Genomic DNA, 12,867 nt, shown 5'->3' on the forward strand with positions numbered 1-12,867 from the left:
GATTCTAGCGGTCCGCCGGCGCGCGATCCACGAATCCGTCCAGCGCCACGGTCCACACACCTTCTCGCCCCGCCGTCCGCCGCCGACCCGCACCGACGACCACGCCGTCCGGCGCCACGGCCAGCGGCACCGCTTCCGGTTCATCCGCCACCCACCGCTCCTGCCAGGTCATTCCACCGTCGCGGGAAAGCAGCGCGCTCGAGCGGTACGTGCTCGCCCGGAGAACCAACGTGCCGCCGGTCTCTCCCAGCAGGTCTGCATCGCCCAGGGAATTGTCCATTCCGTCCCAGTGGCGGTCCGGTGACCAGGCGAGGCTCCACGTGATGCCGTCGTCGATCGATCGAAACAGCCGGATGCCCCATTCCGGCCAGTGCGAACCGCCACCGTAACCGGTCCCGGTCGTCCCCATGGCCAGGAGGATGCGTGGACCACCTGCCGCGGCCGGGATGATCCAGCTCTCGTCGGCGAAGAGCCCCTCGTAACGGTAGTCGTCCACGTTGCCGCCCTTGGATCCCAACGCACCGCCGGCGCTCCAATGGTCGCCGCCGTCCGTTGAGATGAAGCACTGCGCTCCGAGATGCTCGAACGCGATCACCGTCCGGTCGCGCGCGAACTCGGGCGAGATGGCCAGCGCGGCGTAGCGCCCGATCGGCTCCCAACGCGCGCCGCCGTCCCGCGAGCGCCACGCGGATGCCGAGGGGTCGTTGTCCGCGTCGGCGTCGGGCGGCATGTCCGTGTGGCTCGTGGCGAACAGCGTCCGGTCGTGCGCGTAGTCAGGCGAGACGTCGATGTCGCGGATGTTTACCGCATCGATACCGGCGCTGGCGGGCTGCCAGGAGCGGCCGAGGTCGGTGCTGCGGAATACGCCGACGCCGGTGATCAGGCCGAACAGCAACGCGCCGCCATCCGCGCTGGCCGAGGCGGCCGGCGCGGCGACCACGGCGTCCGGCCAGGCGGGCACGCCGGCAGGATGGTTCAGCCGCCACGTCGGGTCGCCGGCACGACGGATGACCGGGTGGAACTCAGGGTTGCCGAACATGGGCGTCGGCGTCCCGTCGCGCGATGTCGTCGTGACGATGCCCGTGTAGGCCAGCGGCGTACCGCTCTCGCCGGCCGCCGGGAGAACGGCGGAGAGCGCACGCACGGTCTGGCGCGGTGCGGGCTCGTCGGCGGGCGCCGCGTCGGGCGCGATGTCGGCCGCGGCGGCTCGGTTCAGCTGGCGGTTGCGGCTCCGTCCGAAGGGCTGGTCCGTGACATCGTCATAGACGCTCAGCGGTGGACTGTCCGAGTCCCACGAGTATGCAAACGGCGGGCCGAGGCGGACGGGCGACATGTACGCGAGATCCAGAGTCGTCGGATCCGCCACCGTGTGCCACAGGGCAGCCGAATAGGTCGGTTCGTGGGAGTTGAGCGACCCGACCAGGCGTCCGCGCTGGGCGTCGAACGCCGACCAGTGCCAAGTCCACTCCGCCCCGACCAAGCGCCGACGCTCGTGTCCGCCCACCCACAGGATGTGCCACAAGCCGGCGAGCTTGTCCACCGTCCCCTCGATCAACAGACTGTCCCCCCACGCCAGCCACCCCGTGATTGTGGCGCGCAGGTTGCGCCGCTCGATCACGCGGCGCGTGTCCATTTCGAGCGCAACGATGATCGCGCCCGCATTGCCGTCCCATGGCGCGAGGTCGGTATCAGCCACGGCAACGTAGAGCACCCGGCCGTCGGCGCTGAACGACGCGTTCTTGATCGGCCCGGCCTCGCCCTCCAACGGCACGTCGAACGCATCGACCTCGACGCCCGACGCACCGTCGTGCAGCCGGACCGTCATGCCGTCGAACGTGACCAGTTGGTGCGTGACCGGACGGACCAGCGGCCATTGCCGCAACCGTGGCCACGGGGTGAAGCCGATCGCCGCCTCATCCGCCGGGTCCGGTGTTGGCAGCGCCACCCACCCCACCTCTCGCAACGTGTCCGCATCCAGCAGCCGAACGCCCTCCGCCGGCCGGTACACGTACAACCGCCGCCCCTCGCGGTCGATATCCAGCAGCCGTTCGTCCCGTGCGATGGGCACCGTCTCCAGCAGACGGCCGTCCCCCGTGGCGTACACCGCGAGCTGCGCCGTGCCGGACATCGGGCCGCTGGCGTAGATGCGGCCGGCGGGGCCGTCGACGAAGAGGGGGCTGGTGGGGATTGGCGGGGTGTGGGTCAGCTGCGGACTGGGCGGTAGGTACGCGTCGGTCGTGGCTCGGCGCGCTGGCATCGGCGCCAGCGGCGTCGCCACTCCTGACGCCATGGACATCGGCATCGGCGTCGACGTGCGCGCTTGCGGGGTCGGCGTTGCGCCGTCAGGCGCCCGCGTGCAGCCGGCGGCGAAGGCGGAGGAGAGGACGACGGCCGCGAGAACTGCGCGAAGCGAGCGCTCGACCTTCGCCGTTGATGCTACTTCGAGCCGCGTCACGACGCCCCCTGGCCGCTACCGCTCCGCCCGCTTCAACACCGGCAAGTAGATCTTCCCCCCACCCGTCCCCGGCGTCCCCGTCCCCGGCGTCGGCGTCGGATCCCCCGGCCCCCCGCCCGGCGCCCGCTCGTACGCGCCGATGTCGCACCGTGCCACGCCGTCGCGGTTGCCGTCGGCCGGGCGTGGGAGGCCGCGCTGGTCGATCGTCAGCGGCGTGCCCGACAGGCCGGGACAGCCGGTCGGGGCGCCGGCGTCGATGGCGGGGCTGCTGTCCAGGAGGGCGTGCGTTTCGGACGACCCGCCGTTCAAGGCCAGCGCGGCCAGCAGCGGCTGGGTGGACGGCTGGTCGCCGGCGGCGGTGAGCGCGCAGCTGGCGTCGCTGCCGATGTTGCGGCCATCGGACGTCGTCGCGCCCGTGCAGGCGGGCGCCTGCTCGCCGGCGGCGACGATCGTGTGACCGAGGCGCGTCGTCGCGCCGGCGGCGGTCAGGATCGCGCCGCCGCCCTCGGCCTCGGGGTCGGTGTCGTTGGCGGCGAACGTGACGGAGCGCAGCGTGACGGTGCCGAGCGCGTTGTGGATGCCGCCGCCGCCGACGTGCGCTTCGTTGGCCGAGAGCGTCACGTTCTGGAGGCCGAACGTCCCCTTGTTGGCCACACCGCCGCCGTGCAGCGCCTCGTTGTCCGCGATCAGCGACTCCGACGCCGTCCCGGTGCCCTCGTTGAGCAGCCCGCCGCCGTCGCCGCCGACGATCGGCAGCGGCTCCTCGTCCTCGCCGACCTCGGGTTCGGTGCCGGTGGCCTGGTTGCCGGTGATCCGCAGCGCCACGACCGTCAGCGCGCCGAGGTTGCGCCCGCCGCCGCCGGAGGAGGCCGTGTTGTTCGCCAGGGCCGCGTCGCGCATCTGGCCCGTGACGCCCGTCTGGACGAACAGCCCGCCGCCGTCGCGCACCGCCGTGTTCTCCGTGACTGACGTGCCGTTCAGCCCGAGTTCGCCCTTGCCGGCGAACACGCCGCCCCCGTCGCCGTACGAGGCGTTGGCGGCGATCCGGCCGCCGTGCGTCGTCAGACGGCCGTCGAACACGTAGACCCCGCCGCCGGACGACGCCTCGTTGCTCGTGTTCGCGACGTCCGTGACCGTGCCCGTCCCGCGGAGGTAGAGACCGCCGCCGAGCGCAGCCTGGTTGTCCGTCAGGGCGCCGCGGATCATCGTCAGCGTGCCCTCGTTGACCATGACGCCGCCGCCGTAGCCGTACTCGCCGAAGGCGAAGTTCGAGAAGATCTGGGCACCGGTCAGGTTCAGTTCGCCGGCGGCGTAGACCCCGCCGCCCAGGTCACCCTGGTTGCCGGAGATGACGACGTCCGTCAGCGTGGCCTTGCCCCGGCTGAACACCCCGGCGCCGTACGTGCCGAAGTTGTCGGCCACCGTACCGCCCGTCATGACGAGCGGCACGGTGCTGGCGATGCCACCGCCGTTCGCCGCCTCGTTGCCGCTGACCGTGACGCTCTCGAGCGTCAGCCCGGTGCCGCCGCGGGCCACGATGCCGCCGCCATAATCCCCGGCCGTATTGCCCTCGATGACGCTGTTCCGAATCGTCGCCTGACCGCCGTCGACGGCGATGCCGCCGCCCGACGTCAGGCTGACGTTGTCTGAAATCCGGCTGTTCTCGACGACGAGCGTGCCCGCCGACGACTGGATCGCGCCGCGTTCCGCGCTGTTCTGGTGGATGATCGTGCTTCGCCGCAGCGTCAGGCGCCCCTGGCGGTTCAGGATGCCCTGCCCCCGCACGAAGCCGACGTCCGTCACCGTCACTGCCACGTCGCCGACAATCGTCAGAACCGGGCCGCCGGCGGACCCTTCGATGAGGCTGACGGCCGAACCGGCGCCCTTGAGCGTCATCGGCTTGTCGATCGTCAGACGCTCCGCGAACGTCGCGGCGCAGACGCCCACCGTCCCGCCCGATTGAACGGCGGCGATGGCGGCGGCGATCGTCGTATGCGTTCCGCCGGTTGGGCACGCAGTGACGTCGGCGCCCGTGATCGGGCCGGCGGTCGGCGTGGCGCCGCCGACGCCCGGATCGGCCGGATCGTATTCGAACGCTCCGACGTCGCACCGGATGTCGCCGTCCTTGTTGCCGTCGATATCGCGGACGTAGCCGCGCTGGTCCGTCGTGAGGTAGTAACCGACGTAGTCGATGCACCCGACGAGGTCGCCCATGTCGACGGCGGGGCTGTCGGACGGCAGGGCGTGCGTCAGCGTGAAGCCGCCGTTGGACGCCAACGGCTTGAGGCGCACATCCGTGCTCGACTGGTCGCCCGGCGCGACGAACGAGCACGTGACCCCGCTGTCGATGTTCGCGCCCTCGCTGCGCAGTTCGCCGAAACAGTTCGACCCGTTCTGCGCGACGATCGTGTTCAGGATCGAGAGCCGCGCATCGACCTGCACGTTGAGCGCCCCGCCGACGCTGCCCTTGTTGCCGGTCAGCGTGCTCGACGTGATCGCGCTCTCGCCTTGGAACAGGTAGACGGCCCCGCCGCCGTACACGCCCTCGTTCCCCGAGAACGTCGTGTTCGTGACGTAGACGCCGCCGGTGTCCCCGAACACGGCGCCGCCGAACTCGGCCGAACGGTTGTCGGCAATCGTGGAGTTCGCGATCGCCATCGCCGAAGCGTTGAAGAACGCCCCGCCGCCACGCGTCGCCGTGGTGTTGCCCATGACGATCGAGTTGTTGACGATCACCGTACCGGCGTAGTTGAAGATGGCCCCGCCGCCCTTTCGGGCGCGGTTGTCGCGCAGCGTCGAGCGGCTGATGACGAGCGTGCCCGCGTTGAGGATCGCCCCGCCGTACGCGGCCTCATTGTCCGAGATCGTCGCCCCGCGGACACTCAGCGAGCCGCCGTAGTTGTAGATGGCGCCGCCGAACGACTCGATGTCGGCCGGCGCGGCGTTGCCGCGGATCGCGACGTCGCGGAGGCTCAGCGCGCCCTGGTTCAGAATCCCCGCTCCGGCATCGCGCCTGCCCCCGGTGACGGCCAGATCGCTGACCGTGGCCACGGTTCCGGCAGTCACCCAGATGACGGCGCCCGCCCGCCCGCCATCGATGATCGTCGCCTCGCTGTTGACGCCGCGCAGCCGGACGGCGCGGTCGAGGATGAGCGTCTCGGTGTACGTGCCGGCACCGACGAGGACGGTATCGCCGTCGGCGCTCGCCGCAAGGGCGGCAGCGACGGTGGTGTGGTCGCAGCCCCTGGCGCAGACCGTGAGGGTGGCGGCCCTGGCGACGGTCCCGCTGAACAGTGCGACGAGCACCGCGCACAGCGTGGCGCACGCCACCGGACTCTGGACAACGCGACTCTGGACAACGCGTCGGTGCATCTTTGAACGACTCCTCGATCGGCTGCGGCGGCACACGAGTGTAACAAACCGGATGACCGACCACAAGCACGCCCCGGACCGGCTGACATTGCTGACGACTGAGTCAGTGTTGGCAGGTTCTTTGCCTGTTGACTCGGCGTTGACCGGCGATTACCATCGACGCCACATATCCGGTCGGATTCCATCGTTTTTTGCGCCGATGTGTCCTCTTTGGCACATTCCGGTGTTTAAACGCCGATACGGACCAGTGCAGCTGCGTGCAGCCTTGGCGCAGGCGACGCGTGGCGCGAGACGTGCTCTTAACAGGAGGGGTGTTAGTGAACCGATCCAAATGGCGACGACCGATCGCCGCCCTCGTCCCCATCCTCATCGCGCTGTTGGCCTTCGGTGCCTTGCCCGCGATGCGGTTGGCGGCCCAGGGTGGTCCAAACCCGAACACAAGCGACTGCGATCCCAACCTGCTCTCGAGCGTCAACCCTGAGGCGTTCAGCCTCGGCCAGACGGCGCAGGTGCAGCTCACGATGAACATGAGCTGCCCCGACTACCGGCTGCCGATCGACCTCGTCTTCCTGGTCGACGTCTCGAACTCGATGACGCGCGGCAAGGCGGGCCTTGGCTCGGCACTGCCGACGACGAGCGCGCCCGGCGTGCCCGGGCCTGGGACGACGGCCAAGCCACCGGTTGAGCCACCGGTCGAGCCGCCGGTCGAACCACCGATCGAGCCGCCGGTTCAGCCTCTGCAGGCAGGCCCGATCCAGACCGGCGAGCCGGCCGAGCCACCCGGCGTGCCCGTCCCGGGCGGCGCGAACGCCGGTCGCGGCAACGGTGACCCGCCCGGTTGTGAGCAGGCAGGCGGATCGACCCCCGGCGGTGCGGGCGGAGGTGGGTCGACGCTGCCGAAGCTGCCGACCGTCGAAGGGCCGAAGACGGCCATACCCGAGAAGACGGCAGTCCAGAAGACGGCCGTTCCGGGCGAAGGAACGAGGCCCCCGGGGAGTTCGGCGACGCCCGGCGGTCCCGGCGGCGCCGGCAATGACCAAGGCGGACAAGCCGCCGAGCCGGCCGGCACCGAGGATCTGATCCGGGAGGCCAAGGAGTTCATCCGCGACTTCGTCGATCAGCCGCAGATCCAGCAGGACCTGAGCGACGGCACGCTGCGCCTCGGCCTCGTCGCCTTCAGCGATCGCGGCCGGAGGCTCATGAGCCTTACGAACGAGGGCAATCGCGTCACGGGCCGCCTGAGCCTGCTGCGCGGTAGCGGCCGGACGCGCATCGATCTCGGCATGCGCACGGCGGAGGCCGTCCTGCTCGATCGAAACAACGTGCGCCGCGCGGACAACGACGCCGACCGCACGAAGGTCGTGATCGTGCTCAGCGACGGTGCGTTCTGCGCCCGTGACCTGCGCGTCAAAGTCGACAAGCGCATCGAGGTCATGACGCTCGGCGCGGGACGCGGTCCGTACACGAAGAACCTGCGGGCGATGGCCACCGACTTGGCGTACGCGCTCAAGTTGCAGGGTGGCCGGGCGCTCAAGGACACGCAGTACATCTACACCAAGGACTTCGTCCGGACGCGCCCGGTGACGGTCGCGTCGCTCGACATGACGGCCGAACTCGAGCCGTCCATGCAGATCGTCGACGGATCCGTCAACCCGGCGGGGACGGTCGACATGCAGATCATCAAGTGGACCGCGCCGGCCATCGACTGGACGAAGCCGGTGACGCTGACCTATGGCATCCGCCCGCAGTCCGGCGGCCTCCAGAACGTCAACCACTGGGCGCACGTCACGTGGAAGGACTCGGAGAAGCGCGACGGACAAGGCGTTTTCCCGGCGCTGTACGTCGACGTGGCCGGACCGACCGCCACGGCCACGCCGGAAATCGTGCCGACGGCCACGCCTGAGCTGCCGCCAGAGCTGCGCTGACGCGCGCACGGTCCCGGCGGAGCTTCTTCGCCGGGACCGTGGCCGACAACCGTTCCGCGTGGCAGTCGCGCTGGGCGTGCTTCCTCGGAAGCACGCCCAGCGCGCGTCAGCCTATCCCCCGCACTTCAAGCTGGTGTTTGGGTCGTAGCAGATCTGTCTGCTCGCGCCCCGCGTTCTGGAGGTTCTTCATGTCGCATCCCGCTTTCCGGCGCACCCGGATGGCCGCCCTCACCTGCAGCCTCATCGGCGCCCTTGTGGTCCTTCACGGCGCGTCAGCACCGCGAGTGGTGCACGCCCAAACCGTGATCTACATCAACGACACCGATGACCCGACGAACGCAATCGGTGAGTGCGAGACCCCCAGCGACAAGTGCTCGCTGCGCGGCGCGCTCGCCCAGGCCGCACAGCTCAGCGGGGGCTTGATCATCCGGGCGTGCTTCGATGCCGCCGTCGTGCCCGGGGCGGACCCGTGCCCGACGGGCATCCGCCCGCTCTCCGCAACGACGCGCGGGTTCAACGCCGCCAAGGGCACGTGGACGATCCGCCTGACCCGCGATCGCGAGCTCCTGCTGGCGCAGGGCGGCACGTTCGTCGACTTCCACATCGGGTTCCCGTGGCGGGGGCCGCAGGACAACCGGATCGTTATCGAGTCCAGCGGGCCGAACATGGAGTCGGCGTTTCGGATCGGCAGCCAGCGCAACGTGTTGGCCGGCTTCGAGCTGCGTGGGGCGTTCAAGGAGGCGGCGATCTACATTCCGGGCGGGGTCATCGGCGATCCGGCACGTCTGAACCAGATCGGGCCGGGGCTCATCTTCGCCGGCATGCCGAACGGCGCCGGCATCAAGCTGTCGAGCGAGCTGGCGTTCGGCAACACGGTCGTCGGCAACTGGTGCGGCATCAACGGCGACGGAACGGTCGTCGATCCGGTGTTCGACGATTGCGTGATCATCGATCAGGGTGCGCACGGCAACATCATCGGCGACCTCGATCCATCGAACCGCAACGTGTTCGCCGCCAGCGTCAACGGCGGCGGCGTGATCGTCGAAGGCCCCGACGCGTATGAGAACGCGATTCAGGGCAACTGGTTCGGCATGCTGGCGACCGGGCAGGACACGCCGACGACGAAGCTGAACACCGGCGTGCAGCTCATCCTGGCTCCGCAGCGGACGAAGATCCAGCGCAACGTCATCAGCGGCAACGCGCTAGCCGGGATCTACATCTCGGACGAGGGCAGCGGCACCGAGATCGACGACAACTGGATCGGCACCGACCCCTCAGGCGTGCGATGTGTGGGCAACAAGGGCTACGGCATTCAGCTGCAGGGCGGCCCGATCGGTACGAAGATCCGCCGCAACACGATCCGCTGCAACCTCTCGGGCGGCATCCTCATGAGCGGAGCCAGCACGCGCGACAACCAGGCCAGCCAGAACAGCATCGCGGCCAACGGCGGCCCGAGGGCGATCAGCGTGATCCAGGGCGCGAACCGCGGCATCGCAGCGCCGCGGATCACCGAGGCGTTGCGAACGCGCGTGACCGGCACGGCCTGCCCGAACTGCACGATCGAGGTCTTCTCCGATCCCGACGGCGAGGCGGAGACGTACGAAGGCAGCGTCGTGTCCGGTGATGACGGCGCCTGGACGTTCGAGAAGCCGGAGGGTGTCAAGGGACCAACCGTCACGGCGACGGCCACCGACGCGGACAACACGTCGAGCACGGCGGACACCAAGTTCGTCACCGGCGACGCCCCGACACCGCCGACCACGCCGTCCATCGATCCGACGCCGACCGAGACGGCGGCAACGCCGGAGCCGACGACTCCGACCCCGGCGCCGACGACGCCCGGCACGGACGGCGGGCGCATCTACCTGCCGTGGAACGGGCGCGCGGCAACTCGGCCCTGAGGGGCGCGTGTCTGCCGCGCGGACCTAGTACTCTGTCACTGCAGAGTCTACGGACAACCACCTCAGTCGGATATCCGAAGCGTGTCCAGTGACAGAGTACTAGAAGCCTAGCGCAGCTTGCCGCCGACCGGGAGCACCTGGTAGCCCTTGGCGACGAGGCGATCGACATCGCCCAACATCCGGCGACCGTCGATGATGAGATAGGGCGGCGCGACGGTGCGGGTGATGACGTCGCCGAGGCCGCGGAACTCCTCCCAGTCCGTGGAGATGAACAGGGCGTCCGTGCCCTGGATCGCATCCACGGCCGATGGCCAATAGGAGATTCGCTCGAACAGGTGGTTGCGCGCCGGGTCGAACCAGCGCGCCGCCTCCGTGTTGGCCAGCGGATCATAGGCACGGACCTCGCGCACCCCGCGCGCCAGCAAGCCTTCGACAACCTTCAGCGCGGAGCTGTCGCGCATGTCGTTCGTGTGCTTCTTGAAGGCAAGGCCGAGCAACGCGACGCTGCGGTTGTTGAAGTTGAACCCCGCCTCGTGCGCCGCGCGGTCGAGCAGGTAGGACTTTTGGAACTCGTTGATGTCGTATACCGCCTGCAACAGGTGGTAGGGCTGGCCGTGGCTGCGGAACTGGTACATCAGCGACTGGATGTCCTTGCCGAAACAGCTCCCGCCGGCGCCGTTGGAGACGTACGATCCCCAGGTGCTGATCCGATCGTCGGCCGTCACACCCCGCTTCAGGTCCTCCATGTCGATGTCGCCAAACGTCTCGCCGAGCCGCGCGCCAATGCCGTTCCAGAACGAGATGTAGGTCAACAACAGCGTGTTGGCGACGTACTTGATCGCCTCGGCCGTCTCGGGCGTGGTCTCGATATAGCCGATGCGGACGTGGTGGTGGAACTGCGGGTATACGCGGCGCAGGACCTCGAAGTCAGCCACGTCGCCGGCGCCGACGACGATCCGGTCGGGCCGTCTCGACTTCTCGACCGCGTTGCCTTCCGGCAGGAACTCGGGGTTCGACGCAGCGCCGACATTCGCCGCGCCGTGCTCAGCGAGGATGCCCTGCAGCATGCGGACCGTGCCGATCGGAACGGTGCTCTTGTTCACGATGACGACACGCCGACTCGGATCCGCCCGCCGCGCCAGGCGCTCGGCCAGAAACGCCGCGACCGCGCGGTAGGCGGTCATGTCCGTCGAGCCGTCGAGGTTGGGCGGCGTCGGTGGCGCCATGAAGATCGCCTCGACGCCCTCGAGCGCCGCATCCACGGCGTCGGGGCCGACGAAGAACAGGTACCGCCCGAGCGTCTCGCCGATGACCTCGACGAGACCCGGCTCGTTCACGTAGTGCTCGATGCGCTCCCGATCGCCGGACGCATACGCGTCGATCTTGGCCAAGTCGATGTCATAGGCATGGACCTCGTGGCCATTCTCCGCCAGCACAGCGGCATGAGTCAGGCCGACGAAGCCCGTTCCGGCCACAACGATCTTCATCGCTAGATCCTTCTCGACGCGGGGCTGCCCAGCGGGCGGCGCAGTATATCACGGGGTCGACGCCCGGTGGTTACCGTTTCAATCATCGACGATGTTGCATATAGTGCGCAGTGCAGCTGATATTTGCACCCGTAGAAATTACCGGGCCGAGCGATGGATGGCCTATCATGCATGAGATTCATGTATCGACTACTATGTTACCGCAATTTCAGACCAAGCTACCCAAGCTGACCTACTTGATTCGATCTGGAATTTCGTATACGCTATCGCCTGTTGTTGAGCGCTCCCCATCGCGCAGATCACGAACAGGTGACCCTCTCATGGTTCGAGCGGTTCGTGCGGTTCGTGCGATGGTGATGGTGGGCGCCGTCGTCGCGCTCGGGGTGACGCACGGCGGTCGCGTCGTCGCCGGAGCGCCCGCGGCGGCCTCGCTGCCGTCGGCGGTCGAGACGCACCTTGTCATCGGTTATCGTCCGGGCGCAAGCGCCGCCGAGCTCATCCCCGTTCATGCCCGGCTCGGCGCGCGCGTGGTCCGGAACATTGTGGCCGTGCACGCCGCGGTGGTGGCCCTGCCCCTTGACACCGCCGCGGCGGCTGGCCCGCTACACACGACTCTCTTCGGCGACGAGGCGGCGGCCGCCGTGACGCCCGGGATCAGGACAGCGCATTCCACGTTGTCCCCCGGCGTCGCGGCGGCCGCACATCTCTACGCCGCGCAGCCCGAGGTGGCCTACGTCGAATCCGACGTGCCGGCCGCAATCGCCGCACCGTCGGCGCCGAGCCGCCGCCCGGCGGCGCCAACCGGCGGCTCGACCCTCGCCCGCAGCGACCCCTTCGCCGCCGACCAATGGCACCTCGACGCCACACGCCTGCCCGAGGCGTGGTCGCAGTCCGCCGCAGACGGCATCCGGATCGCCATCGTCGACACGGGCGTCCAGGTAGATCACCCGGACCTCGGCTCGGCACTGCAACCCGGCTGGAATGTCCGCGACGGCTCGAACGACACGAGCGACGACCACGGGCACGGCACCGCTGTGGCGGGCGTCGTCGCCGCCGGCGTCGGCAACGGCGTCGGCGTGGCCGGCGCCGCGCCGGGTGGACGGATCGTGCCCGTGAAGGCGCTCGGGGCCGACGGCACGGGCTGGATGTCGGACGTCGCCGCCGGGATCGTCTGGGCGGCCGACCATGACGTCAAGGTGATCGTCGTCGCCGCCGGCAGCCGTCAGCCGCTGCGCCTGCTCGCCGACGCCGTCGCGTACGCCGGTCGGCGCGGCGCGCTCGTCGTCGCCGCCGCCGGTAACGCCGGCGCGCAGTCCCTCGATCACCCGGCCGCCGATGTCGGCGCGCTGGCCGTCGGCGCCGTCGACGTCCATGGCGCGCTGACGGCGTGGTCGAACCGGGGGAACGGTCTGCGGTTGGTGGCGCCGGGCGACGACATCCTCACGACGGTCCGCGACGGGTACGCGACCGCCAGCGGCACGAGCCTGTCGGCGGCGATCGTCGGCGGCGTGGCGGCGCTCATGATCGCCCAGCGGCCGGATGCCGGACCGGACGAGATCGCACGCCGGTTGATCGCGACCGCCAACGACGATGCGCTGGCGCCGGGCATCGTCGACGCCCGCGCCGCAACGGCGGGGGATGACGACGACCGGTCACCCTCGGCCCGGCTACCCGGGTTCTGGCAAAAGATGCCGCCCGCCTACCTGCCGGCCGTGCATCGGTAGCGC

6 protein-coding genes are annotated in these 12,867 nt (G+C 69.7%); 3 read left to right on the top strand and 3 right to left on the bottom strand.

Translation table 11 applies throughout. The annotated features are described in order from the left end of the window. Positions 1-4 precede the first annotated feature (4 nt). Both IPG72_13965 and IPG72_13970 read right to left on the bottom strand, forming a co-directional pair. On the bottom strand, positions 5-2,455 hold the full coding sequence (locus IPG72_13965) for an exo-alpha-sialidase (GenBank protein MBK6770090.1): 2,451 nt from the start codon (positions 2,453-2,455) through the stop codon (positions 5-7). Between the two features lie 15 nt (positions 2,456-2,470). Further along, positions 2,471-5,827 (bottom strand): hypothetical protein, encoded by a 3,357-nt coding sequence (locus IPG72_13970; GenBank protein ID MBK6770091.1) that lies wholly within the window; start codon positions 5,825-5,827, stop codon positions 2,471-2,473. 317 nt (positions 5,828-6,144) lie between these two features. Between IPG72_13970 and IPG72_13975 the strand changes: the two genes are divergently transcribed. Further along, positions 6,145-7,752 (top strand): VWA domain-containing protein, encoded by a 1,608-nt coding sequence (locus IPG72_13975; GenBank protein MBK6770092.1) that lies wholly within the window; start codon positions 6,145-6,147, stop codon positions 7,750-7,752. Between the two features lie 188 nt (positions 7,753-7,940). Continuing rightward, positions 7,941-9,653, top strand: coding sequence for a hypothetical protein (locus tag IPG72_13980; protein ID MBK6770093.1), 1,713 nt, complete (start codon positions 7,941-7,943; stop codon positions 9,651-9,653). A 107-nt stretch (positions 9,654-9,760) separates the two neighbouring features. On the opposite strand, the gene IPG72_13985 is transcribed toward IPG72_13980, so the two are convergent. Continuing rightward, on the bottom strand, positions 9,761-11,140 hold the full coding sequence (locus tag IPG72_13985; GenBank protein MBK6770094.1) for a UDP-glucose/GDP-mannose dehydrogenase family protein: 1,380 nt from the start codon (positions 11,138-11,140) through the stop codon (positions 9,761-9,763). Positions 11,141-11,490: 350 nt separating this feature from the next. Here IPG72_13985 and IPG72_13990 point away from each other — a divergent pair, with 350 nt between their 5' ends. After that, entirely contained in the window at positions 11,491-12,864 is a 1,374-nt protein-coding gene (locus IPG72_13990) for a S8 family serine peptidase (GenBank protein ID MBK6770095.1), read from the top strand. Positions 12,865-12,867 lie beyond the last annotated feature (3 nt).

The organism is Candidatus Avedoeria danica, from assembly GCA_016703025.1.
Taxonomy (GTDB): Bacteria; Chloroflexota; Anaerolineae; order Epilineales; family Epilineaceae; genus Avedoeria; species Avedoeria danica.